The organism is Vreelandella venusta (genome assembly GCF_015689495.1).
Classification (GTDB): Bacteria; Pseudomonadota; Gammaproteobacteria; order Pseudomonadales; family Halomonadaceae; genus Vreelandella; species Vreelandella venusta.
Genome location: NZ_CP065135.1, coordinates 3,892,135 through 3,916,806 on the forward strand (window position 1 = coordinate 3,892,135; position 24,672 = coordinate 3,916,806).

Consider the following 24,672-nt stretch of genomic DNA (forward strand, 5'->3'; position numbering starts at 1 on the left):
CTTGGCCGGGGCAGCTGTTCGTGCTTACTGTTCGGTTTTGCCGTCGAAGCGGCGCTGCCACTCTGCTAGCACACGTTCGCGGTTAACCGCGGCCCACTGGAAGTCGGCATCAATCATGCGATCGCCAATGTCAGCGGGATAGTTTTCAATCGGCTGTGCCACACCGGGGTAAGCCACCACGGCGTAACCTTCGTTATAGAGCTCGTTAGCCTCGCGGGAAACGGCCCAATCCATTAGCGTTTGTGCAGCTTCTTGTTTGGCGGTACCCGCAACGATGGCGGCAGCTTCCATATCCCAGCCAAGCCCCTCTTGCGGGAAGATCACTTCAATCGGTGCGCCTTGGGATTTTAACCGTGCGCCGCGGAAGGCAAACGATACGCCAACTACCGCCTCACCGGTGGCCGCTAGGCTACAAGGAGCAGAGCCAGAGTGGGTGTAACGGGAAATATTGTTATGCAGGCGGTCCATGTAATCCCAGCCCTGATCTTCGCCCCATAGCTGCAACCAGCTGGCTACATCCAGATAACCGGTACCGGAAGAGTTGGGGTTAGGCATGATCACATGCCCCTCAAACTCAGGCTGGGTCAGGTCTTCCCAGGAAGTCGGCATCGGCACGCCCTGACGCTCGCCTTCAATGGTGTTGTAGCAAATGGCCGCGACCCAGGCATCCATGCCTACCCACGCAGGGTCTTCACCATCCCGGTAAGCGGCATCAATAAATTTTGGATCAAGATTTTCAACGCCAGCGGGCGCATAGCGTTCCAACATGCCCTCCTCTTCAAGTACCAACAGACTGGTGGCAGCTAAGCCCCAGACGACGTCTGCCTGAGGATTATCTTTCTCCGCCAGCAAGCGCGCAGTAATCACCCCCGTAGAGTCTCGCACCCAGTTAATGGTGATCTCGGGATGGGCGGCATTGAAGCGTTCGGCATATTTTTGCAGGTCATCTGACTCAACGGCGGTGTACACCGTTAGCTCAGTGGCGCTAGCCGCAGTAGTGAAGGCAACAGCAGCCGTTGCAAGCAGAGCAGCTGCAGTCTGAGTCGGTTGGAACAAACAGCGAAGTTTTGACATGGTAGGCTCCCAGCGTTTTGGTATAGACCAGGAGTTTGCCGTCGTTAAATGACAGTGCGATGACGCTTGTTTGACCAATTCTTTAAGTTGTTATGTACGCGTATGGATGGGAACTCGTGAGCGCCCTTGTCTTTGCTAGGCTACTGCTGACCCGACAGCTCAACACGGATGCATAACGAATCGTGCAACCAGTGCTCTTCGTCATATTCGATGGGGCGCTGTTGGTCATCAAAAATGGCACGGCAAATGTTGAGCCCTGCCGCGCCTGGGGTAACGAGTAATTCTTCTGCATCTAATGGCGACAGCGCTTCGGACACCATGCGGATCGAGCGATTGGCCAAGTGATGTCCCCATCGCCCTCTTAACAACCCCCAGAGTGATTGCCCGCTGTAGATGTCTAGCAGCTCTGGCGCACGCTCTGGCACCACCCAAAGCGACTCCACCAGCACAGCGCGATCATCCACGTAGCGACGACGGCGAATATGATGAAACGGCTGATCATCGGGCAGCCCCAAGGCACGGGCAGCCGTCAGATGTGAGCGGGTTTCCAGCTTTAGAACCGCCGTGCGTGGTTGCCTTCCCTGAGCGCTCACGTAATCATTAAAGCCTGCATCCCGGGTGGGGTCATACACCAGCCGGGCGGGTGAAATGAACCAACCACGCCGATTGCTGCGATGGATGAGCCCTTCCCCCTCCAGTTGCGCTAAGGCTTGGCGCAGCGTCACCCGAGTCGTAGAGAAGCGCTCAGCCAAGGCGCGCTCAGCGGGCAACCTACCTTCCCACTGCGTGGCATGCTGGGTAATTAAATAACGAAGCTGTTCCGTTAACTGTAAGTAGTAGGCATCAGGCATGCGCCGATTTTCCTGACAAATCATTGACCGATGAAGCGCCTGTCGACGCTGCCATCCGCCAGTCTAAGCGCTGCCACCCTTCTACACTAGCCACCTCCGCCAGCACGGGATCAGGATTAACGGCCACGGGGCAATCGACATACTGCAGCAGCGGGATATCGTTGCGGGAATCTGAGTAGAACGTTGTATGGCTGGGGGTAATTTTTTGCTCGGTTAACCACTGCTGAAAACGCACTACTTTCCCCCCACGGTAAGAGAGCACGCCTTTGCTATGGCCGGTGTAACTTGCCCCGCTTGCCGCTTGTTCAATACTTAGCTCTACCGCCAGCACATGCTCAATCCCCAACATTGTCGCAATCGGCGCGACCAGGTGATGCGATGACGCAGAAATGAGGATTAGGATATCGCCTGACTGACGGTGTGCATCCAAGCAGCGCCAGGCTTGATCAAAAATACGCGGCTGTAAATGGGTAGCGACAAAGCGCTCAACTTCTTTTTGTACATCGATTACCCGGCGACCCCGCAACGGTGCCAAGGTCATTGCCAAGTACTCTTCTAGCTTTAACTTACCGGCGTGGTAAGCCTGCTGCATCTGTTCGGCACGGGCGATAAAGGTCTCGGCATCACTGATCCACCCTTGCTCAATCATCCATAAATTCCAGCGGTCGCTGCAGTCTCCATCCAGGAGGGTGTCATCAAGATCAAACAGAGCGAGGCGCATGTGGCACTCCTTTTTTCGCGAGTTCGGCGGCGCGTAGGGTATGCCAACGATGATGACAGGACGATGACGCCATTGATGAGAATAGAAATTGCTCTCCTCTTTTACCCATAAAATGGCTTAAGGGGTTAACCACATTGCAGCAAACTCATCGGCGGGTAGTGGGCGACCAAACCAGTATCCCTGAGCTTCGCTGCAGCCCATTTTGGCGAGCAAATCAGCCTGGGCAAGATTTTCAACGCCTTCTGCAAGGGTCTTCATATCAAGCGTGTTAGCCATGGCGATAATGGTTTGCACAATCGCCCGATCATGGTGGTTATCGAGCATGTCTCGCACAAACGAAATGTCGATTTTTAACGCGTCCGCAGCAAAGCGCCGTAAATACGAGAGCGATGAGTAACCCGTACCAAAGTCATCAATAAACAGCGCGTAGCCAGCTTGACGCATCGCCTGAGTAATAGTGACCGCCTGGTCAGGGTCACGCATAAAATCACTTTCAGTCAGTTCAAGTGCAATGGTGCTCGGAGGTACACAGGTAGTTAGCTTAGCCACGTGTGCGGTTAGCTGGGGGTCGGCAAACTGTTGAGCTGAAATATTGATCGAGAGCCTACCTGGCAGTGGCGTATTGCCGACCTGCCAAACACTTAACTGACGCGCTGCTTCTTCTAGCACCCAGTCTCCCAGGCTGCGGATCAAGCCACGCTCTTCCGCCAGAGCAATAAACTCGCTAGGGCTTACCCAGCCCCACTCAGGATCAAACCAGCGGCACAGCGCTTCAGCCCCCGTTAATGTTTTGCTCGTAAGGCTGAACTGCGGTTGAAAATAAAGCTGTAAGCGTCGCTCAGTAATGGCTTGATGCAGGCGCTCAGTCATCCATTGTCGACGCTCCAGCGTCTGACGCATCGCTTGTGTATAGGGGCATACGCTATTCTCACGGCGTTTTGCGTGATGGAGCGCGATACTGGCTGCATTAAACAGCTCATCGACCTCCGCTACATCGCTTGGATAGCTAGCAATTCCAATACTGACATCGAGATTAAAAATACGATGTCCCAGTTGAATAGGGCGTTTGATAATTTCGCATAACTGAAACACCACTTCTTGAAGGCGAACATCCCCAATGCTGGGTAACAGCACGGTAAATTCATCACTGGAAAGTCGCGCGACAGCGTTTTGATATCGGTTGGCTTGCCGCAAGCGTTCGGCCACGGTCGCGAGTAACTGATCTCCTACCTCGTGGCCATGTAAATCATTTACCTCTTTAAAGCGTCGGATATCCAGCAGCAGCAGTGAAAGGGAGTCACCCTGACTAGCGACCTCTTTTCCCATGCTAGTCAATAGCTCAATAAAGCACGCACGATTAGGCAATCCTGTTGTATTGTCTGTGTAAGCCAGACGTTGCATGTGACGATGATCACGGCGACGTTCAAGCTCACCGGCCGCACCCGTAGAGAGAATTTTCAGCACGGAAGTTGCAAACGCATTCGTGTTTAGTGGTGTTTGATAAAACACCATCATCACCCCAATAGCATCGCCCTTAGCATTGTCCAAGCGACGGCCTATCCACGCCTGGGTACTGAACGAGGTTCCCGGCAGCGTAAACGCATGACCGTTTTGCACAACGCTCTCGACTTCAAAGACCACCCGTTCAGCAGGCGTTCCCTGCAGCATAAACGTTTGGTTATCTATTAACTGGCCATTAGCGACTAAACTAACGGTATGAGCTGCAGTTGCGGGCCGCAGCGTGTTTATCTTATTAGATGTTCCCAAAGGCCGCGGAACGGGCTGATCCAGTAACGCGATAAACCCGGCATCTGCTTCTAATAACGTAACTAACGTGACGATCAACTGGTGAAAATAATCGTCTCCTACGCGTGAGGTAACTGTAGAGGCTACTTGTACCACCGCGTCCTGCACGCGCTGTGATTCATGTTGATCGGTCACATCTGAGATAAAGCCCTCGAGGTAGGCCACCTGCCCATCATCATTGATAACGGCTTGCCCTTGCTCCCACATCCAGCGGTAACTGCCGTCCCGATGGCGCAATCGGTACACCACACGGTATGGCTGACGCTGCTGGATTGCCTGTTTTACAGCCAGATGAAGGCGGTCTTGATCGGCTTCGTGTATGAGGGAGACAAAACTGATGCCTCGGTTATTTTGCAGTTCATCCGGATGATAGCCCGTGAGCGCCTCAGCCCCTTGGCTGACCAGCTGCATCGTCCAGTGTTGATCATTTAGGCAACGGTAGGCCATGCCAGGAAGGTGATTAAGCAATGTGTTTAAACGCCGCTCACTCTCCCGGGCCAACTCTTCACTTTGACGAAGCGCCTGCTCGGCTTGGCAGCGGCCAAGTTCTGCCCCTGCTTGAGCAGCCACAATGCGCAAGATTTCGTTTTCAAGCCCGTCGAGCTGCATCGGTTTATTGCTTAACACCGCCAAGATACCAATGGCCGAGCCATCAGGTGAAAAAAGAGGCAACCCCATGTAACTCTCTGCACCCAGTTCGCTGAGCAGCTCGTCTTTAGGAAAGCGCGCCTGAACATCGCAGGCATACAAGCAAGGCTCTCTACCTACAACCGTTTCACAAGGCGTTCCAGAGAGAGGATAAGCAATATTTTCCTGATGATCGTTATTTGACCAAACGGCCAACGTTGTGGCCATATGCGGCTCGGTGACCACCGCAATCAACGCATGATCGACCCCTAGTAGTTGAGCCAGTTGCTCGACAAGCGTCGTATAAAAGTCAGGTCTTCCGCTACGCCCTAAACCTTCCGCCAACTGACGGAAAATCTCCGACGCTTCGTTTCTGGTGTGCATTGGCGCACTCACCTTTGTCATCGTAAAGCAGCTGCTTACAGTGCACTGTTGTAATAAGCTATTGCAATAAAATGCAGCGGGCTACAGCATAAACAGTTATTTTACTGATTTACCATGCCTATCTATGATCCTGCTAACACACGCAGACGCTAGAATTGATTACCTAGTACATAACTTAGTGGCTGCTCGCTATGCTGGACAGCACGTTGAGGGATAATATGACGAGCCGTTCAGCGGTAGACGAAACACTTTACACTTCACTGACTAGCGAGCTTCCCAGCTTCCTTGGTAATGCATTATTACGCTCGGCCAATCTGCCTTCGCTTCCTGCTATTGCCATACAAGCGCTTGAAATCGCACGCTCCCCTCAGGCCTCTCTGAGTGACTATGCGCGCGTTATTGAACGCGACCCTGGGTTAACGGCGCGCCTTATTGCGGCAGCGAATAGCGTGCACTACCTACGTTCAGCTCATCCTGCACAAACCAGTTTGGAAGCCACCCAGCGACTGGGATTAGACGCAACGCTCGCCACCGTATTGAGCTTCACTCTGTTCCCCTGGCCACCCACAGAGAATGCGGCTCTACAAACATGGCGACGCGCTATTGTTGCCGCCGTGGTAGCAAGCAAGCTGGCGCACCAACTCTGCCCCACACAGGTTGGCAGCACATTCACGCTTGCCCTACTGCAAGATATCGGCATTTTGGCGATCCTCTCCACCTACCCAGATGAGGCAGAGGCACTATACGCTGAACGCAAAATGTCTCACACACAGTTAATCAACGCTGAGCGCCGCCACTTTGGCAGTGACCATGCACTGATTGGCGCTTGGTTAGCCGCCAAATGGGGGCTACCGTCCTCAATCGTGCATGCTATTGGCCAAAGCCATGACGGCTTTTTAACCGATGACATGACAACACTCTGCCTACGCTTATCCGGCCCAATCGCCGATGCATGGCTCAGCCCTGAGCCAACCACCACCTTAGCAATGTTACTTAGGCAGTTAGCAGTCACAGAAACACTGCCCACCAATGTCATTGAGGCGCTTTTCCATCACTTGTCAGAACAAATTGATTTATTAACAGATATTCTAGATCTCACCGTACCCGCGCCTGTGGATAGTCATGCCCTGCTGACGGACGCACAGCAGTTGCTCTATCAGCACTCTTTGACGCTCTCCGCACGATTAGATGGTCAGCAACAGCAGCTGGACACTCTACAGCTGCATAATTCTGCATTAGAAGCACGCAGTCGTATTGACCCACTCACTCAACTGGCTAACCGTGCGTGGCTAGAGCAGCAGCTCCAAGAACGTTTTGCGCTTTGCAGTGAGCAAGGTCGCACACTGTCAGTGGTGTTTATCGATTTAGATCATTTCAAAGTGCTTAACGACCAGTATGGCCACCAGGCAGGCGACTTAATTCTCGAGCGCTTTGGTAAAACACTAGCGTCATTAACTCGCTCAGGCGACTTGGCTGGGCGCTACGGCGGTGAAGAGTTTTTAATTATCTTACCCGATGAGACGGCTCAAACCGCGAGACAGTTAGCCGAACGTATCGCGCAGCATTTAAACGAGCAACCTATGCTGAAAATCGACCAGACAGCACTATATATCACCGCTTCGATGGGCATTGCGTGTTTAAGCGATGGTAATTTCAGTAATGAGCGGGAGCTAATAGATGCCGCCGACCAGAGCATGTATGCCATCAAACGCTCTGGCCGCCGGGGAATCTCCATTCATGGCCAAGATTAACGGGTAGTCGTCGACTACCTGTTCATTGCCTGGGGAAGGTACAAGGCGATTTCAGGGAAGAGATGCATAAAAGCAATCGCCAAAAGCATCAGTAGGAAGAATGGCAGTGTGGCTTTCGTGATGGTGACAATATCTTTCCCGGTAAGTCCTTGAATGACAAACAGGTTAAAACCCACTGGCGGAGTAATTTGCGACATTTCAACCACAATCACCAGATAGATACCAAACCAGATCAGATCGAATCCAGCGGCGCTAACCACTGGCATAATAATGGCCGTGACTAGCAGAATCAGTGAAATGCCATCCAAAAAACAGCCCATGATCAACAGCAGCACCGTTAAGGCCACCAGCAGCATCGTGGGGGACAGCCCCATTTCACCAATCGCCCGAGCTAACTGCATTGGCACCTGAGTAAAGCCCATCGCAGAGGTTAAAAATGACGCGCCAGCAATAATAAAAGCGATCATGCATGCGGTACGTACGGCGGCAAATAACGAGCTGGTAAAAATTTCTCGATTAAAGTGGCCATTAAAATGCGCAATAACCATCGACAGTACAACGCCTACCGCAGCGGCTTCTGTTGGTGATGCTAGGCCGCCATAAATCGATACGATAATGCCACCGATAAGTAGCAGGATTGGCACCAGCGACCAGGTATTGCGCAGCTTCTCAACAAAGCTCATGCCCGACTCATCAGCACCGGTTAACCCGTTTCTGTTACCTTTCAACAGTGCCCACAGCACCAGATAAGTCATAAACATGGCTAAGATCATCAGCCCTGGCCCAATACCTGCCATAAATAGCCGAGTAATGGACTGCTCAGTCACGACGCCATAAACAATCAGTACGATGGAAGGCGGAATCAGCAAGCCTAGCGTTGAAGCGCTGGCCAATGTACCAATCGCCATGTTGCTGTCGTAGCCGCGTCGCTCGAGTTCCGGCAGGGTCATTTTCCCCACCGTTGCACAGGTCGCCGCGGAGGAGCCGCATACGGCGGCAAACATGCCGCTGCCAATGATATTGGTGTGAAGCAAACGTCCCGGCAAGCGATTTAACCAGGGCGACAAGCCACGAAACATATTGTCGGCAAGACCTGAGCGAAACAGTATCTCACCCATCCAGATAAACATCGGCAGTGCCGTTAAATCCCAACCATAGCTTGCTCCCCAAAAATCCGAGGCAAGAATAGGGCCGGGGTCGAAGGGACTAAAAAACTGAAGCGCAATCCAAGCAGTGCCAATCAGAGCAAAGGCAATCCAGACGCCACTGCCCAACAGCACCACAAGAGTCATGATGGTAGCCAAACTAAGTAATAACACGGGGGTGTCTCCTGGGTAGCGTCTTAATGCGCTTCGTTATCGTCGATAGCAGTTGCTTCACGGAAGCTCGCAGGGTCGTGGATAGCAATCCGCAGCGCTATCCATAAGGCTTCCAGAAGAGCCAATGCTAAGAGCCCTACCCCAACAACCAATACCAATTGCGGTATCCACAAGGGAATCGATAAAAAGCCCGACGACACATCGTTATATTGAAAGCTTTCTCTTGCCAGCCCAATCAAGCCATAGGCCAGCAACAGGCTAATTACTACCGCAATGAGCAGCCCAAACACCTCAAACCAGACGCGTATAGCAGAAGGTAGGCGCGAGATCAGCAGCGTCACCCGAATATGCGCATGGTGAACAAAGGTGTAGGCAAGCCCAAGAAACGTTGCCCCAACTAACAGATAAGACGCCATCTCAGAAACGCCGGTGATGCTCACGCCGAGCCGGCTAAGGCCAACCAAAACAAGCAACGCATCTACTAACCGAAACGTAACCTGCAGTGCAATAAGTGTACAAATAGCCACCATACACGCGGCAGCACCCCAAGCCCCGAGGCGGTAGAGTTTGTCGAATTTAAACATCATGTTCGCAGTCTCATTGAGCGCGTGGGTGGTAAGGGCGGTACAAAAAACCGCCCTTAAAGCCAGCATTAGTGATTAAAGCTAGCGCTTAAAACTAGCCATTAAGACTTAGTTACCGCGCTGTTCGCGATAGCTCTCTAAGGCTTGTTTTGCGTCATCGTCAGCACGGGATTCCCAGTCGGCAAATAGCTCATCCCCTGCCGCTTGCAGGGCAGTAGAAACCGCTTCGTTAGGCTCAGAAACCGAAATACCATTTTCTTTCAGTGCTTCCAGACTAGCTTCATTATTCTCGCGGCTCATTTGCCAGCCACGCTCCTCGGCACGAGCTGCGGCTTCCATCAACGCCTCTTGGGTAGCTTCATCTAAACGATCAAAGCTGCGCTGACTCATGAACACAATGTTCTTAGGCAGCCACAAGTTGGCATCGGTGTAATCGGTTACATAGTCCCAGGCTGCCATGGAGTTACCGGTAGAACTGGACGTAATCATGGCATCCACACGTCCGGTGCTAAAAGCGGTAGGAATATCGGACTCTTCGGTTTCTGTCGGGCTGCCACCTAAATTATCGACGAAGCGCTGGGTATTAATATTCGGCGCACGCACCCGCAAGCCGTCGAACTGGCCGGGATCCGTTAACGGCGCAGAGGTGTAAATGCCCTGGGCTGGCCAAGCAACAGCATACAAAGGCACCATTCCTTCATAGGCAAATAGCTCAGTAATCATCGGCTTAGTGGCTTCCCACAAGGCATAGGCATCTTCATAGCTACCGGCTACCCCCGGCAGCGTATCCACTTCGAAAATAGGGTCATCATTTGAAAGAATCGAGAGGAATACTTCGCCAGCATCAATTGTACCGCGGCGCACCGACGGTTTAATTTCACCATGAGAGACCAGCGAACCACCGCTGTGCACCGTAATAGTTAACTCGCCGTTTGTGGCCTCAGCCACATCTTCTGCAAACTGTTTATTGTTTTGAGTATGGAAACTTGCATCACCATAAGGCGTTGCCATGGTCCATTCAGCCGCCTGGGCGGTTGCCGCAGCGGCAAGGCTGCAAGCGGTCACTAATAGTAACGGCGTTGTTATACGTTTATGCATGGGGACGTCCTCTTATTCATATTAATGGAAGCTCAGGTTGATCGAGGTGCTGCTTCGGGAGTGGTAGAAATTGCGCTAGGACGAACCCAGCGACCGGTAACACATGTGTTTGCCATATCAGCGCGCCGCTCTCTGGCATAGTTAACTGCACACTCTTGGGCAATTCGGCCCACGCTGCGACAAAAGCGCGGATGATTTGCACTGCGCCATATCACATCATAGTTCATAGGCGGCAACGGTACGGGTAGCGTTAAACGGTATAGATCACCCCGTCGCCACTCATCTAATACGGTGGCGACCGGGAGCGCGCCGATTCCCAGCCCCTCCATCGTCATCCGCGCAATGGTCATCAATGTACTAACGCTATGGATACGAGGCTGTCGAACGCCCACGTCAGAAAGGTAACGGACTAGCTCTTCGTAGGGGCGAGCCTGCCGGCCAAAGGAAATAAACGGCAACGACTGACACCAAGCATTAGGGTGTTCGTTTAGCAACGCGGCATGACGAGGCGAAACAAACATACCCATTTCATAAGGACTTAACGTCTCACACTCAATTTGCTCCGGGGCCAAGTAACCATTCATTGCCAGCAAAATATCAAGTTCGTTGCGCATCAGCCGATCATTGAGGACCGGCGAGTAATCGACGGTTAGCTCAATGATAAGCTCAGGAAAACGCGCAGTAAGCTGCTGAATGAATGCGGGAAACCAGCTATGCGCAATGGTTTCAATGGTGCCAAGCCTAAGTGGCGCAGAAAAAGTTTCGGCACTATCAAACAGCTTCAGCGCCTCATCACGCTGATGCAGTATGCGCTCAGCGTGCAGAAAGAACTCGCGGCCACGCATGGTCGGCTGAACCGGGCGCGCCGAGCGCTCAAGCAACAGCTCGCCTACGGTGCTTTCCAAGCGTGAAATACGTTCGGAAACAGAAGGCTGTGTGATATGCAGGCGTACCGCCGCCTTACGAAAAGAGCCAAGTTTTACCGCCCATACAAAAGCGTCTAGCTCCTTGAAATCAAGCATACGTTTGCCTAACCAACGGTTGCAGTAACATCGGCGTGGGTTCCTTCACAGCACAGGTAACGTCGCGCGCAGTGCCGCTCCCTAGCGCGATGTGTCACTGGGTTAAATAGTCGCATTGCTGTGTCATGCAATTTTAGAGCCAGCATCGTGAGATTACCTTCTGTTTCTCGCTGAACAGCGTCTAACCGAACAGTGACAAGCTGACTCATGGCCGATGTTTGCATGTTTCACTCCTCAAAACGACTCACTGGCCGCCGATTATTATTAGCGCTGCGGATATTCGTTAGGGCTGGCGTGAGCGTTTTTTATAATCTTTTATTGAGCTGCTTTATTTATTTGATAATCGCATTCCCCCCTAGCGTCAACCATTTTCCCAATAAATAACAGCACGATAGGAAGCACCGATACTAAGTATCGCTAAAAACGATTGGAACTTAACAAGATAGGTTCATATATTGGTTTTAAGACGTCACAGTAATAATCAAGCTAACTATTTACACTGGTCAGTCATAACAAACACAGACAATCGCACCTTTAACAACAAATTCTTCAACATTAGCATTTCTTAATTAAAAATAAGCGTTCTTTGCCAACGCAGCTAACGAACAACTCGCTGTTAACCAACAAGTGACTCCAATAAATTCAAAACAGGCTAGGAGACGATATGGCAACCCCACTGCTCAACTGCGACATGGGCGAAAGCTTCGGTAATTGGTCAATCGGCTTAGATGCCGACGTAATGCCTTATGTCGATTGCGCCAATATCGCCTGTGGCTATCATGCCTCAGACCCCCATGTAATGCGCCGCACGGTCGCTCTGGCCAGCCAGCATGGCGTGCGTATTGGCGCCCACCCCGGCTATCCCGATTTAATGGGGTTTGGTCGTCGCTCTATGGCCTGCTCGCCCGCAGAAGTAGAGGATATGATGCTGTACCAGGTCGGTGCGCTGGCCGGAATTTGCCAAGCCGAAGGTGCGACGCTGAGCTACATAAAGCCCCATGGGGCGATGTATAACGACATGGCGGCGAATCTTGAGCTATTGGAAGGTGCCATGCGCGCGGTACGCGCTTATGATGCCAGTCTTCCGCTGATGGTCATGGCAACTGCCGACCCGGAACCTCATCGTCAGTTGGCGAAAAAAATGGGCGTTACCCTATGGTTTGAAACGTTCGCTGACCGCGCTTATGAAGCAACCGGCCACCTCGCTTCTCGCCGCCTAGCAGGCGCTGTCCATCACGACCAAGCCACTATCGTTGCGCAAGCCGTTGCACTCGCCAAAGGCGAAGCACTGACCTCCCGTGATGGTAGCGCGCTGCACCTGCCCTGCGACACCCTGTGCGTGCACGGCGACAACCCTGAGTCAGTCGCTGCCGTGCGTGCTATTCGTGATGCCTTTACGGCGCTGGAGTCTGCGTGAAACTGCGTTTAGAAACGGCGGCCATGGACGCCGTAACGGTACGGCTGTTTGACACTATTGATGAATCCAATATGGCGTGGATCATCGCTGCCGATCAAACCCTGCGCGATACGCTGGGTGAGGCACTCATTGACCTGATTCCCTCTTACACCACGCTGCTGGTGCACTACGACAGCCAGCAACTCACCTTTGGCCAAGTCGCGACGCTGATTCGCAGTGCCTTGCGCCACTTAAAGCCTAGCGAATCGCAGAACGGTCAGCTGCACGAGATTCCCGTGTGGTACGACGAAAGCGTTGGCCCTGAACTTCCGCTGGTGGCAAAACGTGCAGGACTCAGCGTTGACTCTCTAATCGAGCGTCACTGCGACCGTGATTACTGCGTCTTCGCACTGGGCTTCGCCCCCGGCTACGGCTTTATGGGATTGGTAGACGAGGGCATCGCCACGCCTCGCTTGAAAACGCCGCGTCGCAAAGTCGCGGCAGGCAGTGTGGGCATTGCCGATCGACAAACCGCTATCTACCCGCTCCTTTCCCCTGGAGGATGGAATATTTTAGGTCGTACCGCCGTACCGCTCTTTGAATTTGCTAAGCGGGGCGACCCCCTATTTCGCCCTGGTGATAAAGTGCGCTTTAAAGCGATTGGCCAAGCAGAGTTCGAAGCATCAGGAGGCGATACCACGCCGATGGAGGAGCGGCCATGAGCCAAGCAATGCTAACGGTTAAGCAGGCTGGGCCACTGGCTCTGATTCAAGACTTAGGGCGGTTCGGCGTGGGTCATTTGGGTGTCACTCAGGGAGGTGCCGCCGACTGGATTTCATTTCGCTGGGCAAACTGGCTACTTGGTAACGCACCAGATAGCGCGGCACTGGAAATTGTTATGGGTGGCAATCTCAGCTTGGTTGCCAATGCCGAGGTGCGTCTGGCGCTCACCGGGGCTGACCTTGGCGCTACCATCGATGGTCAGCCATTGGCCACCAACACAAGCTTTCTGCTGCGTTGCGGTCAAACACTCATATTCAGCCAACCCCGTCGCGGCCTGCGAGCCTATCTGGCGTTTCCTGGCGGATTAGACGCACCAACGATACTGGGCAGCCGTGCCTGCACTGCCCGCGAACAAATTGGCGGGCTCCGCGACGACGGCAGGCCACTACAAACCGGCGATCAGCTCACCTGGCAAGGTAGCTCATCCGGCGAGCGCAGCTTGCCTGAAGGAATAGCCCCCGCCATGCCGGAAAAAAGCTGCCAACTCAGCATGGTGCTTGGCTCGCAAGCTTCACATTTCGCCGGACGTAGCCTGTACAATGCTTTTAACCAGCCTTGGACAGTCGATAATCGCGCTGATCGCATGGGTATCCGCCTCACTGGCCAGCCTCTGCATTGCACGCTCGGCGGCGTTATTTCTGAAGGCATTCCGCTTGGCGCCGTGCAAATCCCCCCCGACGGCCAGCCGATTATTTTAATGAATGACCGCCAAACCATTGGTGGCTATCCTCGCCTTGGTGCGCTTACCCCGATGGCCTGTGCGCTGCTTGCTCAATGCGTACCGGGAACCGAGGTGCGCTTGAGCCCTGTCAGTGCCAGCCAAGCGCAAATTGCCTACCGGAAGCAATTAAGCCATTGGCATTAAAAAAACCCGCATCGAAAGATGCGGGTTAGGACAGGGAAGTTACTTAGAGCAAGCGTTGCTTTGACGTTTATGCGACGTCGAAGCGGTCTGCATTCATCACTTTTGCCCAGGCGGCGACGAAGTCTTTAACAAATTTCTCGCCGTTATCGTCCTGGGCGTACACCTCTGCGTAGGAGCGTAGCAGTGAGTTAGACCCAAACACTAGATCAACGCGAGAGGCTGTCCATTTAACGGCGTCCGTTTGACGGTCGCGAATTTCGTAAATATTGTTGCCCACCGGCTTCCAGCTGTTGCCCATATCGGTCAGGCTGGCAAAGAAGTCGTTGGTCAACTGGCCTTCACGGTGAGTGAACACACCGTGCTTGGTACCACCATAGTTGGTGCCCAGCACACGCATTCCACCTAACAGCACGGTCATCTCCGGCGCGGTGAGTCCCATCAACTGGGCACGATCCAGCAGCATTTCTTCGGGTTTGACGATGTAATCCTTTTTCTGCCAGTTACGGAAGCCATCGGCAAGTGGCTCTAAAGGCTCAAAAGAGTCTACGTCAGTCATTTCATCCGTGGCATCGCCACGGCCTTTGAGGAACGGCACACGCACCTCATAGCCCGCTGCTTTGGCGGCTTTTTCGATAGCCACGCTACCCGCCAAGACAATCACATCGGCAATGCTGGCCCCCGTATCAGCAGAGATCTGCTCGTATACGTTAAGCACATCGGCAAGACGCGCTGGCTCATTGCCTTGCCAATCTTTCTGGGGAGCCAAGCGAATGCGCGCACCGTTGGCGCCACCGCGCATGTCGGAGCCACGGTAAGTGCGCGCGCTATCCCACGCGGTGCTGACCATATCGCTAATGCTTAAGCCGCTCTCAGCAATTTTCTGCTTAACCACTTCTTCGCAGTAATCGGTGCTACCGGCAGGCACTGGATCTTGCCAGATAAGGTCTTCCGCAGGCACTTCTGGGCCGATATAGCGTGCTTTCGGGCCTAAATCACGGTGAGTTAGCTTAAACCACGCTTTAGCGAAAGTTTGCTTGAAGTACTCCGGGTCGGCCATGAATTTTTCGCAAATGGCACGGTACGTCGGGTCCATCTTCATCGCCATGTCCGCATCGGTCATGATCGGGTTGTGACGCACAGAGGGATCGGTTGCATCAACCGGCTTATCTTCCTCTTTAATATCGATAGGCTCCCACTGATGAGCGCCCGCGGGACTTTTCTTCAGCTCCCACTCGTAGCCAAACAGCAGATCGAAATAGCCCATGTCGAACTTAGTTGGGTTGGTAGTCCAAGCGCCTTCAATACCCGACGTAACGGCATTGCTCGCTTTGCCACCCATATGTGGGTTGCCCCAGCCAAAGCCCTGATTTTCAACGTCAGAAGCTTCAGGTTCAGCACCTAACGCAGCGGCGTCGCCATTACCATGACACTTACCCACGGTATGGCCCCCTGCTGTTAAAGCAGCGGTTTCTTCGTCGTTCATCGCCATACGGGCGAAGGTTTCGCGCACCTGCAGAGCTGTCTTAAGCGGATCAGGCTGGCCGTTAACCCCTTCTGGGTTAACGTAGATAAGTCCCATTTGCACTGCAGCCAGCGGATTCTCCATTGTTTCCGGCTGTTCAACGTCACCGTAACGCTCATCGGAAGGCGCTAACCACTCTTTTTCAGCCCCCCAATAGATGTCTTTCTCCGGATGCCAGATGTCTTCGCGGCCAAACGAGAACCCGTAAGCGGGCAGCCCCATAGATTCGTAGGCCACTGTGCCCGCAAGAATGATTAGGTCGGCCCAGCTGATTTTATTGCCATACTTTTTCTTCACTGGCCACAGCAAACGGCGCGCCTTATCAAGGCTTACGTTATCCGGCCAGGAGTTGAGCGGTGCAAAACGCTGATTACCGGTACCACCGCCACCACGGCCATCGGCAATACGGTAAGTTCCGGCAGAGTGCCATGCCATGCGGATCATCAGGCCACCGTAGTGGCCCCAGTCGGCTGGCCACCATGCTTGGCTGTCAGTCATCAAGGCATGAACATCTTGCTTGAGGGCGTCAAAATCGAGCTTTTTGACCTCTTCCCGATAGTCAAAGTCAGGATCCATCGGGTTAGTTTTACGATCATGCTGGTGCAGAATGTCTAGGTTCAGCGCCTCCGGCCACCAATCTTTGTTGGAGGTGCCAGTAGACGTATTACCACCATGCATTACAGGACATTTTCCACTCATGTTTCTCTCCCCTTCTTGCTCTTCGCCTTGGGCTCGCCAAGGAAACAGATGATCGACATCTCATATTGCTGCCTACAGTGTAGGTAATCAGCAAGCGTTGCGTTGATATGTACTGTTTTAAAGCACCTCATCGATAGTCACAATTTGTAATAAACCAATAGATCGATAGTTATTTATTATTAAACTAGCTATTTCTTAGCCAATAACAACTTAGCTACTAAAAACTTAGCTACTAAAAGCTGAGTCAATAAAAACTGAGCCCATAAAAAAGGCAGGACGTCAGACGCCCTGCCCGTACCACTATCAGGATAGTAGTGTTTTCTTATCTTTACTCTACCAGTGGCAATAGTGCGTTCAAGCTATCCCGTGCATCGCCGTAGAACATACGCGTGTTCTCTTTGAAGAATAGCGGGTTTTCAATGCCAGAGTAGCCAGTGCCCTGACCGCGCTTGCTGACAAACACCTGCTTAGCTTCCCAAACCTTCAATACCGGCATACCAGCGATAGGACTATTGGGATCTTCCTCGGCCGCTGGGTTTACGATGTCGTTGGAGCCGATCACGATCACCACGTCCGTACTTGAGAAATCGTCGTTAATCTCGTCCATTTCCAGCACGATATCGTAAGGTACCTTGGCTTCAGCCAGCAGTACGTTCATGTGCCCAGGTAGGCGCCCAGCCACCGGATGAATACCGAAACGTACGGTCTTCCCCGCTGCCCGCAGCTTGCGTACTAGATCGCTCACCGCACTTTGCGCTTGAGCCACCGCCATGCCATATCCCGGCACGATAATCACGCTGTCGGCATCGTTTAAGGCACTTGCTACGCCACTCGCATCAATCGCTACCTGCTCGCCCTCAATTTCAGCCGCTGGCCCTTGAGCACCACCGAAGCCGCCCAAAATCACGTTAACGAAGTTGCGGTTCATCGCCTTACACATAATGTAAGACAGGATTGCCCCTGAGGACCCCACCAGTGCGCCGGTAACAATCAACAGATCATTAGAAAGCGTGAAACCAATCGCCGCAGCCGCCCAACCAGAGTAGCTGTTCAGCATCGACACCACCACGGGCATATCCGCACCGCCAATGCCCATAATCAGGTGATAGCCAATAAAGAATGACAGCGCTGCCAGCACGATCAATGTCCAGAAGCCTGCACCGTTGAGGTACATAATCGCGAGCAGCAGCGAAAGCACCGCAGCCCCCGCGTTGAGCATATGCCCGCCCGGCAATTGACGAGGCTTGCCATCTACTTTGCCTGCCAGCTTACCGAATGCAATCACCGAGCCGGTAAAGGTCACCGCACCGATGAAAATCGCGAACACTACCTCGATCTGCAAAAAGGTCAGCTCAGCAGGAGCCTTTGTGGCCACCAAGGCGGCAAACGCAGAAAACTCTTGCATCGCACCATCGGCGGCTTGTGCGGCCAGCACCCGGCGGCGCTCTAAATCTGCGCTCCAGGCAACAAAGACCGCTGCCAGACCCACAAAACTATGTAGTGCCGCTACCAACTGAGGCATTTCGGTCATTTCGACCTTGCCTGCGACATAGGCACCAATCCCGGCACCAATCAACATCGCTGGCACCAGCCACCAGTAGCCGCCAATACCTGGCCCAAGGGAGGTAAATAATACCGCTACGGCCATGCCCACAATGCCGTACCAGACGGCACGCTTGGCTTTCTCCTGATTACTCAAGCCGCCTAGCGATAAAATAAATAGCACACTTGCCGCAATTGCCGCGGCAGATACGAATCCTTGTCCTAACATCTCGTTTCTCCGCCGCTTAGGATTTTTGGAACATGGCCAGCATCCGGCGTGTCACCAGGAAGCCACCCACGATATTAATCGACGCAATCAGTACTGAAATGGCCGCCAGCACGATAACGACACCGCTGCCTGAACCGATTTGCAAAATCGCCCCTAAAATAATGATGCCGGAGATGGCATTAGTGACCGCCATTAACGGCGTGTGCAGCGAGTGGCTCACCTTCCAAATCACCTGGAAGCCGATGAAACACGCCAACACGAACACAATAAAGTGCTGCATAAATGAGGCAGGGGCTATTTGACCCAGCAACAGCATCAACGCGCCACCAACGGCGAGTAAGCCAGCTTGTCGCTTGGTTTGCGCTTTAAACGCCGCGTGTTCAGTCGCCTTTTTCTCTTCAGGCGTTGGTTCTTGCTCTTTTTTCTTCGGCTTCGCTGCGGCAATGGCCTTTACTTTCGGTGGCGGCGGCGGGAAGGTGATTTCGCCCTGGTGCGTGACCGTAGCGCCGCGAATGACATCATCTTCCATGTTGTGATGGATGACGCCGTCTTTCTCAGGCGTGAGGTCAGCTAGCATGTGGCGAATGTTGGTAGCGTAAAGCAGCGACGCTTGGGTAGCCATGCGAGAGGGGAAGTCGGTATAGCCGACCACCACGACGCCGTTATCAGATACCACGCGTTCATCCGGCTTGGTTAAGTCGCAGTTACCGCCTTTTTCAGCGGCTAAGTCGACAATCACCGAGCCAGGTTTCATGGCTGCAACCATATCTTCCAGCCACAGCTTGGGTGCGGGCCTACCAGGAATCAGCGCCGTGGTGATGACAATGTCGACATCCGGTGCTTGTTCGCGGAAACACTCTAGCTGCTTCTCGCGAAACTCTGGGCTAGAAGGTGAGGCATAGCCACCGCTTTCTGAACCGTCCTGACTATCTTCAAAATCGAGAAACAGGAATTCAGCGCCCATGGATTCAATCTGCTCGGACACCTCTGGGCGTACATCAAACGCACGCACCACAGCGCCAAGGCTAGCCGCAGTACCAATCGCCGACAAGCCCGCCACACCTGCGCCGATCACCAATACTTTGGCAGGGGGAACTTTACCGGCGGCGGTTACCTGGCCAGTAAAGAAGCGGCCAAAGTTATTGCCTGCCTCAATCACCGCACGGTAGCCCGCGATATTGGCCATTGAGGAGAGCGCATCCATTTTCTGCGCTCTGGAAATACGTGGCACCATGTCCATCGCAATAACAGATGCGCCCTGAGCTTTACAGGTTTCTAACAGCGCTTCGTTTTGTGCAGGCCAGAAGAACGCGATCAGCGTCTGGCCCTCTCGCAAATAGTGAGCCTCAGTTTCCGAAGGTTCACGGACTTTAATCACCACGTCCGCATCACGCCACAGCGCTTCCGCGCTTTCCACAACGCTGACACCCGCGTCGCGATACGTGTCGTCATTAAAGCCCGCGGCAGCCCCTGCGCCGGCTTCCACCAAGCACTCATGGCCTAGCTTTTGAAGCTGTTTTGCGCTCTCAGGAGTAAGCGCTACACGCGCTTCTCCTTGAGCTGTCTCTTTCGGTGCGCCTATTTTCACACGCTTTCTCCCTTGGTTAGCCCATTTCCAGCGTCATGACCAAAACAGTCATATTTTTACCCTTGGTTATTGGACGCTGGGCATTATTACTGACATGCGTCGTCGCGCCAGATAGCAGTTTAGGATCTAACGCGGCGACCGCCAGTTACTATTCAACCTTCGATTCAATTGGGTTGTTTAACTACAACACTACCCTTTTTAACAACGATTCCCCACCAAAAGTTAGAGAAAACTACTTCCAAAGTACCGCATTCAATTCACCCCACCAATGATTAACTGAAGTAGTGGGTATGGCAATAATGATTAACCTCCAAAAACGCCCACAACAGTACTTATAACGACATTTGTCATGACGTTTGTAACGGCACTCACAACAACATGCTTAACAACGCAGGAGAGTCACTTATGTGGACCAAACCGACGTATCAGGACATGCGCCTTGGCTTTGAAGTAACGCTGTATATCTCTACCCGCTAATCGCTAGCGACTGAACCGCGGCCCCTGCCTGCCTTATTGGGTTTATATCAGGTAGGGGCTTTTACCCAGGATTCATAGCACAACCACAGCACTCACGTAGGAGGTCAGTCTATGCAGATTTTAGTTCTTGGGGCTGCCGCAGGTGGCGGCTTTCCCCAATGGAATTGCAACTGCCCTAACTGCTACCACGCTCGCCTGGGCAGTGCAGATCATCAACCTCGCACTCAATCATCGATTGCGTTAAGCGTGGATGGCAAGCAGTGGTTGCTATGCAATGCGTCCCCAGATATTCGCGCTCAGCTCAATGCCAACCCGGAATTATGGCCAAGCGACCTGCGTGGCAGTGGTATTCGTGGTGTGCTACTGGTCGATGCCCAAATCGATCATGTCACCGGGCTACTCTCCTTAAGGGAAGGCTGCCCGTTAGAGGTGTGGTGCACACCTAATGTGCATCGCGATTTATCGACAGGTTTTCCGCTATTTCCGATGCTGGAACACTGGGGCGGACTGCACTGGAAGCCGATTGAGCTGGAAGGTCATCAGGAAGTTGTCGAGTTTTCGATTCCCTTTCTGCCAGATATCGCGCTGACCGCCTTTGCGCTGCACAGCAATGCACCACCCTACTCACCACGGCGCGGCGCACCCTCCTGTGGCGATAATTTAGGGCTGTATATTGTTGATCGTCGTAGCGGCAAGTCGCTGTGCTACGCCCCAGGGCTTGGCAACCCGACACCACTGGCCATGCGTTTCTTAAACGCCGCAGATGTGGTGATGGTGGATGGCACCCTGTGGGAAGACGACGAAATGCAGACGCTTGGCGTTGGCACTTCCACAGGCCAACAGATGGGTCACCTTGCACTTAATGGCAGCGACGGTATGTGTGCGCTATTGAGCGATCTACCCAGCAGCACGCGGCGCATTTTGATTCATATCAACAACACCAACCCGATTTTGGACGGCGCTAGCGATGCAGCTAAAACATTGCAGGCCTCAGGCATCGAAACAGCTTACGACGGAATGAAACTGACGTTTTAAATCAACGTTCATAGACCTTAAACACTCTCTCACCTTAGATATCATTGAGTATTAATCGATTAACGTCCAGACCTAAATCTTAGATTAAAAAAGCACTAGGTTAGTAGAATTTAAAAGATAGCAGGGCAATAAAAAGTGAGAAAACAGGCCCTGAAATAATTAAATCAAAATAAGCATATAACTTAATAAAATAATTCAAATAGAGCGATCTACAACCCAAAAAACCTGTTTCATTAAATAAACCCTATTCATAAAGAACGGCTAAAAATAAAACCATTTAAATCAGCAGTATATATATTAGATATTACAAAAATAACCAGGAAAACGACTATGGCGATGACAGCGATAACGCCCAGTGCTTCTGCCACCCCGCTCAGCCGGGAGGCATTCCGTGAAGCGCTAATGGGTAAAGGGCAGTACTACCATCTTAATCACCCCTTTCAACAGGCAATGGCCAACGGCGAGCTTAGCCAGAAACAGCTGCAAGGCTGGGTGGCTAATCGCTTCTACTACCAGTTGATGATTCCCCAAAAAGACGCCGCACTACTGGCCAACTGCCCAGATGCCGACACCCGCAGACGATGGGTTCAGCGCCTGCTTGACCACGACGGCCACGCCGGAGATGAAGGCGGGATTGAGGCCTGGTTAGCCCTAGGTGAAGCCGTAGGTTTACCGCGTCATACGTTGATTTCCCAGGAGCATGTGCTACCCGGCGTGCGCTTTGCGGTGGATGCCTACCGCAACTTTGTCGCTCGTGCCCCCTGGCAGGAAGCGGCGATCTCATCGCTTACCGAGCTATTTGCGCCGCTTGCCCACCAAAACCGCCTAGTTACCTGGCCTCAGCACTACCCGTGGATTAACGAGCAAGGCTATCGCTATTTTCGTAAACGTCTCGGTGAAGCCCGCCGAGACGTCGAGCACGGTCTGGAAATCGCTTTCGGCATGTGTACCACGGTGGCGCTGCAGCAGCGCGCGCTGGATATTCTGCAATTTAAGCTCGATGTGCTGTGGAGCATGCTGGATGCCATGACTATGGCCTATCAGTTAGACCGCCCGCCTTACCACACCGTCACCCGCAAAGCGGTGTATCACCGTGGGCTTGAGCACTCACATTACTAGGCAATGATCGACTAGCGTTGGGGAATTCACCATGTCACAGCAACTCGTCATATCACATCACGATATTTACCAGCTGCGACGCGGCTGGCGCCTACAGTGGGAGGCCATTCAGGGCTGCCACGTTATTCTTTATCCCGAAGGCATGGTCAAGCTCAGTGCGACTGCCGGCGCAATTCTTGAGCAGGTTGATGGCCATCACTCCATCGCCGATATTATCGCTACCCTGCAGCAGCGCTATCCAGGCGCGGAGTCCTTAGCGGACGATGTCATACAGTTTATCGATGAAGCCCGAGACAACGGCTGGCTAACCGTGAAGGAGGTTCATTGTGGTTAGTACAACGACCTCACCGCCCTTATGGCTGCTGGCGGAACTCACCTACCGCTGCCCATTGCAGTGTGCTTACTGCTCTAATCCGTTGGAATTTACCCGTTACCAAAACGAGTTGGATACCGACGCGTGGTTTAGCGTGCTGCGCCAAGCCCGAGCAATGGGGGCAGCACAGCTTGGCTTTTCCGGCGGCGAACCGTTGATTCGTCAAGACCTGGAAGCGCTGGTCAGCGAAGCACGCCAGCTAGGCTTTTACACCAACCTGCTGACTTCCGGTGTCGGCCTCACTGCCCAGCGGGTAGACGCCTTGGCAGAAGCGGGCCTGGATCATATCCAGATTAGCCTGCAAGCCGCCGACCCCGAGCTAGCCCAGGCGCTGGCAGGTTCTGCCAAGGCCCACGCCAACAAGCTAGCCATGGCCAAAGCGGTCAAGGCCGCTGGCTACCCTATGGTATTAAACGTGGTCTTGCATCGGCACAATATCGATCAAATTGGCGATCTGATTGCCCTCTGCGATGAGCTAGGTGCGGATGCAGTTGAACTGGCCAACTGCCAGTATTACGGCTGGGCGTTTTTGAACCGCCAGGCGCTGATGCCTACCCGTGAACAGCTGGTACGCGCCGAGGCTGAAACCAATCGCTGGCGTGAAACACTGGCGTCACGTGGCCGCGATATGTCATTACTATTTGTGGTGCCGGACTACTTTGAGCAAGCGCCTAAAGCGTGCATGGGTGGTTGGGGCAGTATCTTTATGACCGTAGCCCCAGATGGCGCCGTGTTGCCCTGCCACAGCGCCAGGGAACTGCCGATGGCATTTCCGAACGTCAAAGAAACGTCGCTACAGGACATTTGGTACCAAAGCGATGCTTTCAACCGTTTTCGTGGCACCCAGTGGATGCCTACGCTTTGCCAACAGTGCGACGACCGCGATAAAGACCATGGCGGCTGCCGCTGCCAAGCCTATTTATTAACCGGTGATATGAACGCCACCGACCCGGTGTGCCAGCACTCTCCCCAGCATGGGTTGTTAGACAGCCTAATCGCAGAAAACAGCCACAACACGTCCGATAAAACGACGCTGATTCCCCGCAATGCCCGTCAGTCAAAGCAGTTGCAAACAAGGCAGTTGCAGAATCAAGTTGAAAGTCAGGCTGAACGTCAAAGCCCTAATAGCTCAACAGCGACGTCGTCTCGCCAACCACTTGAGCTGATTTATCGACAATAAATCTGTTTATCAGTAATAAAATGATTAAGGCTCGCAGGTGGCTCGCTCAGCATGGGCGGGCAGCTGCGGGCAAACGGGAGCTAACGGCTGTCCGCTCGCTTGCCAGCCATCCACCCCATTTGGGTACCAATAGAGCTCTTCATAGCCCATTGCCTCAGCGCGCCGTGCAGCATTCCAGGAAAGCCAGCAGTCAGCACGGCAGAAAAACACTAGCGGCGCGGCGTCAGCGCGCTCACGCTGCGCATCCAGTGCCGTGGTGAAATAATTCACCCACTCCTCTTCCAAACTAGCCGCGCCCACATTCGGCAGCCAAATACTGCCTGGAATCGTTAAGTGCGAACTGTCCTGCAGAAAAAGACCGTTATGCCAGGGCAGCGCATAGACATCCACTAGGATCACTGGCGGTGACGCCAGCAACGCTTGAAAAGCACGCTCATCTAACGTGGTCACCCCTGGAAGCGGTGCAGTAACCGGCGCTTTAAAAGGCGGCAGGCGATAGCCTTCTTGGTTAAATGCTGCAGCGGGCGCCTCAGCGCCTGCCACCCCGCTGAACACGCCACTTCCCCACACCAAACAGAGGAGGTAGCGGCACACAGAGTGCGCCGAAGGTTGTGTCGTCATGGTGAC

22 protein-coding genes are annotated in these 24,672 nt (G+C 53.2%); 9 read left to right on the top strand and 13 right to left on the bottom strand.

Annotated elements, in window-relative coordinates; genetic code table 11:
- Nucleotides 1-24 precede the first annotated feature (24 nt).
- The 4 genes from IR195_RS18085 to IR195_RS18100 all read right to left on the bottom strand — a co-directional run bounded on the left by IR195_RS18085 (nt 25) and on the right by IR195_RS18100 (nt 5,463).
- A complete protein-coding gene (locus IR195_RS18085; RefSeq protein ID WP_125752124.1) occupies nt 25-1,074 on the bottom strand; it encodes a putative 2-aminoethylphosphonate ABC transporter substrate-binding protein in 1,050 nt (349 codons plus the stop codon).
- A gap of 140 nt (nt 1,075-1,214) precedes the next feature.
- Nucleotides 1,215-1,925 carry a UTRA domain-containing protein gene (locus tag IR195_RS18090; RefSeq protein WP_206048245.1) on the bottom strand — a complete coding sequence of 237 codons (711 nt, stop codon included), beginning with the start codon at nt 1,923-1,925 and terminating at the stop codon, nt 1,215-1,217.
- Complete coding sequence (locus tag IR195_RS18095; RefSeq protein ID WP_125752130.1) at nt 1,918-2,646, bottom strand: HAD family hydrolase; 729 nt, start codon at nt 2,644-2,646, stop codon at nt 1,918-1,920. The genes IR195_RS18090 and IR195_RS18095 overlap by 8 nt, the downstream gene beginning before the upstream one ends.
- Before the next feature lie 117 nt (nt 2,647-2,763).
- On the bottom strand, nt 2,764-5,463 hold the full coding sequence (locus IR195_RS18100) for a bifunctional diguanylate cyclase/phosphodiesterase (protein WP_206048246.1): 2,700 nt from the start codon (nt 5,461-5,463) through the stop codon (nt 2,764-2,766).
- A 218-nt stretch (nt 5,464-5,681) separates the two neighbouring features.
- Here IR195_RS18100 and IR195_RS18105 point away from each other — a divergent pair, with 218 nt between their 5' ends.
- Nucleotides 5,682-7,214: a GGDEF domain-containing protein gene (locus tag IR195_RS18105; protein WP_125752136.1), complete on the top strand. Its 1,533-nt coding sequence runs from the start codon at nt 5,682-5,684 to the stop codon at nt 7,212-7,214.
- 14 nt (nt 7,215-7,228) lie between these two features.
- Here the strand turns inward: IR195_RS18105 and IR195_RS18110 are convergent, their stop codons facing one another.
- From IR195_RS18110 to IR195_RS18130, 5 genes are all read right to left on the bottom strand, one after another.
- On the bottom strand, nt 7,229-8,533 hold the full coding sequence (locus IR195_RS18110; RefSeq protein WP_125752139.1) for a TRAP transporter large permease: 1,305 nt from the start codon (nt 8,531-8,533) through the stop codon (nt 7,229-7,231).
- 23 nt (nt 8,534-8,556) lie between these two features.
- Nucleotides 8,557-9,120: a TRAP transporter small permease gene (locus IR195_RS18115; RefSeq protein WP_125752142.1), complete on the bottom strand. Its 564-nt coding sequence runs from the start codon at nt 9,118-9,120 to the stop codon at nt 8,557-8,559.
- A 105-nt stretch (nt 9,121-9,225) separates the two neighbouring features.
- Nucleotides 9,226-10,215: a TRAP transporter substrate-binding protein gene (locus tag IR195_RS18120; RefSeq protein ID WP_146944439.1), complete on the bottom strand. Its 990-nt coding sequence runs from the start codon at nt 10,213-10,215 to the stop codon at nt 9,226-9,228.
- Between the two features lie 32 nt (nt 10,216-10,247).
- Nucleotides 10,248-11,237, bottom strand: a complete 990-nt coding sequence (locus IR195_RS18125) for a LysR family transcriptional regulator (RefSeq protein ID WP_125752148.1) — start codon at nt 11,235-11,237, stop codon at nt 10,248-10,250.
- An 8-nt stretch (nt 11,238-11,245) separates the two neighbouring features.
- Entirely contained in the window at nt 11,246-11,461 is a 216-nt protein-coding gene (locus tag IR195_RS18130) for a hypothetical protein (protein ID WP_125752152.1), read from the bottom strand.
- Between the two features lie 440 nt (nt 11,462-11,901).
- Between IR195_RS18130 and IR195_RS18135 the strand changes: the two genes are divergently transcribed.
- The 3 genes from IR195_RS18135 to IR195_RS18145 are packed head-to-tail and all read left to right on the top strand — an operon-like array spanning nt 11,902 to nt 14,281.
- The gene (locus IR195_RS18135; RefSeq protein WP_206048247.1) at nt 11,902-12,654 is read left to right on the top strand and encodes a 5-oxoprolinase subunit PxpA; all 753 of its coding nucleotides are present in this window, start codon (nt 11,902-11,904) and stop codon (nt 12,652-12,654) included.
- Complete coding sequence (gene pxpB / locus IR195_RS18140; protein WP_172422187.1) at nt 12,651-13,355, top strand: 5-oxoprolinase subunit PxpB; 705 nt, start codon at nt 12,651-12,653, stop codon at nt 13,353-13,355. The genes IR195_RS18135 and pxpB overlap by 4 nt, the downstream gene beginning before the upstream one ends.
- Nucleotides 13,352-14,281: a 5-oxoprolinase subunit C family protein gene (locus tag IR195_RS18145; protein ID WP_146944445.1), complete on the top strand. Its 930-nt coding sequence runs from the start codon at nt 13,352-13,354 to the stop codon at nt 14,279-14,281. The genes pxpB and IR195_RS18145 overlap by 4 nt, the downstream gene beginning before the upstream one ends.
- A 67-nt stretch (nt 14,282-14,348) precedes the next feature.
- Here IR195_RS18145 and katG read toward each other — a convergent pair whose 3' ends face one another.
- The 3 genes from katG to IR195_RS18160 form a co-directional block, all read right to left on the bottom strand.
- The gene (gene katG / locus IR195_RS18150) at nt 14,349-16,502 is read right to left on the bottom strand and encodes a catalase/peroxidase HPI (protein ID WP_206048248.1); all 2,154 of its coding nucleotides are present in this window, start codon (nt 16,500-16,502) and stop codon (nt 14,349-14,351) included.
- 328 nt (nt 16,503-16,830) lie between these two features.
- Entirely contained in the window at nt 16,831-18,273 is a 1,443-nt protein-coding gene (locus tag IR195_RS18155) for an NAD(P)(+) transhydrogenase (Re/Si-specific) subunit beta (protein ID WP_125752167.1), read from the bottom strand.
- Between the two features lie 16 nt (nt 18,274-18,289).
- The gene (locus IR195_RS18160; RefSeq protein WP_125752170.1) at nt 18,290-19,861 is read right to left on the bottom strand and encodes a Re/Si-specific NAD(P)(+) transhydrogenase subunit alpha; all 1,572 of its coding nucleotides are present in this window, start codon (nt 19,859-19,861) and stop codon (nt 18,290-18,292) included.
- 405 nt (nt 19,862-20,266) lie between these two features.
- On the opposite strand from IR195_RS18160, the gene pqqA reads away from it, so the two are divergent.
- From pqqA to pqqE, 5 genes are all read left to right on the top strand, one after another.
- Nucleotides 20,267-20,338, top strand: a complete 72-nt coding sequence (gene pqqA, locus IR195_RS18165) for a pyrroloquinoline quinone precursor peptide PqqA (protein WP_009722990.1) — start codon at nt 20,267-20,269, stop codon at nt 20,336-20,338.
- Between the two features lie 111 nt (nt 20,339-20,449).
- Nucleotides 20,450-21,373, top strand: a complete 924-nt coding sequence (gene pqqB / locus IR195_RS18170; RefSeq protein WP_125752173.1) for a pyrroloquinoline quinone biosynthesis protein PqqB — start codon at nt 20,450-20,452, stop codon at nt 21,371-21,373.
- A 330-nt stretch (nt 21,374-21,703) separates the two neighbouring features.
- The gene (pqqC, locus tag IR195_RS18175; RefSeq protein ID WP_206048249.1) at nt 21,704-22,492 is read left to right on the top strand and encodes a pyrroloquinoline-quinone synthase PqqC; all 789 of its coding nucleotides are present in this window, start codon (nt 21,704-21,706) and stop codon (nt 22,490-22,492) included.
- A gap of 31 nt (nt 22,493-22,523) precedes the next feature.
- Nucleotides 22,524-22,826 carry a pyrroloquinoline quinone biosynthesis peptide chaperone PqqD gene (gene pqqD, locus IR195_RS18180; protein WP_206048250.1) on the top strand — a complete coding sequence of 101 codons (303 nt, stop codon included), beginning with the start codon at nt 22,524-22,526 and terminating at the stop codon, nt 22,824-22,826.
- Entirely contained in the window at nt 22,819-24,045 is a 1,227-nt protein-coding gene (gene pqqE / locus IR195_RS18185) for a pyrroloquinoline quinone biosynthesis protein PqqE (protein ID WP_241006756.1), read from the top strand. The genes pqqD and pqqE overlap by 8 nt, the downstream gene beginning before the upstream one ends.
- A gap of 24 nt (nt 24,046-24,069) precedes the next feature.
- Here the strand turns inward: pqqE and IR195_RS18190 are convergent, their stop codons facing one another.
- Complete coding sequence (locus IR195_RS18190; RefSeq protein WP_125752185.1) at nt 24,070-24,666, bottom strand: rhodanese-like domain-containing protein; 597 nt, start codon at nt 24,664-24,666, stop codon at nt 24,070-24,072.
- Between the last annotated feature and the right edge of the window lie 6 nt (nt 24,667-24,672).

Bases quoted from the DNA above. Each gene is read 5' to 3' on its own strand.
- IR195_RS18085 (WP_125752124.1), bottom strand. From the start codon at position 1,074: ATGTCAAAACTTCGCTGTTTGTTCCAACCGACTCAGACTGCAGCTGCT.
- IR195_RS18090 (WP_206048245.1), bottom strand. From the start codon at position 1,925: ATGCCTGATGCCTACTACTTACAGTTAACGGAACAGCTTCGTTATTTA.
- IR195_RS18095 (WP_125752130.1), bottom strand. From the start codon at position 2,646: ATGCGCCTCGCTCTGTTTGATCTTGATGACACCCTCCTGGATGGAGAC.
- IR195_RS18100 (WP_206048246.1), bottom strand. From the start codon at position 5,463: ATGCACACCAGAAACGAAGCGTCGGAGATTTTCCGTCAGTTGGCGGAA.
- IR195_RS18105 (WP_125752136.1), top strand. From the start codon at position 5,682: ATGACGAGCCGTTCAGCGGTAGACGAAACACTTTACACTTCACTGACT.
- IR195_RS18115 (WP_125752142.1), bottom strand. From the start codon at position 9,120: ATGATGTTTAAATTCGACAAACTCTACCGCCTCGGGGCTTGGGGTGCT.
- IR195_RS18120 (WP_146944439.1), bottom strand. From the start codon at position 10,215: ATGCATAAACGTATAACAACGCCGTTACTATTAGTGACCGCTTGCAGC.
- IR195_RS18125 (WP_125752148.1), bottom strand. From the start codon at position 11,237: ATGCTTGATTTCAAGGAGCTAGACGCTTTTGTATGGGCGGTAAAACTT.
- IR195_RS18130 (WP_125752152.1), bottom strand. From the start codon at position 11,461: ATGCAAACATCGGCCATGAGTCAGCTTGTCACTGTTCGGTTAGACGCT.
- IR195_RS18135 (WP_206048247.1), top strand. From the start codon at position 11,902: ATGGCAACCCCACTGCTCAACTGCGACATGGGCGAAAGCTTCGGTAAT.
- IR195_RS18145 (WP_146944445.1), top strand. From the start codon at position 13,352: ATGAGCCAAGCAATGCTAACGGTTAAGCAGGCTGGGCCACTGGCTCTG.
- katG (WP_206048248.1), bottom strand. From the start codon at position 16,502: ATGAGTGGAAAATGTCCTGTAATGCATGGTGGTAATACGTCTACTGGC.
- IR195_RS18155 (WP_125752167.1), bottom strand. From the start codon at position 18,273: ATGTTAGGACAAGGATTCGTATCTGCCGCGGCAATTGCGGCAAGTGTG.
- pqqB (WP_125752173.1), top strand. From the start codon at position 20,450: ATGCAGATTTTAGTTCTTGGGGCTGCCGCAGGTGGCGGCTTTCCCCAA.
- pqqC (WP_206048249.1), top strand. From the start codon at position 21,704: ATGGCGATGACAGCGATAACGCCCAGTGCTTCTGCCACCCCGCTCAGC.
- pqqD (WP_206048250.1), top strand. From the start codon at position 22,524: ATGTCACAGCAACTCGTCATATCACATCACGATATTTACCAGCTGCGA.
- IR195_RS18190 (WP_125752185.1), bottom strand. From the start codon at position 24,666: ATGACGACACAACCTTCGGCGCACTCTGTGTGCCGCTACCTCCTCTGT.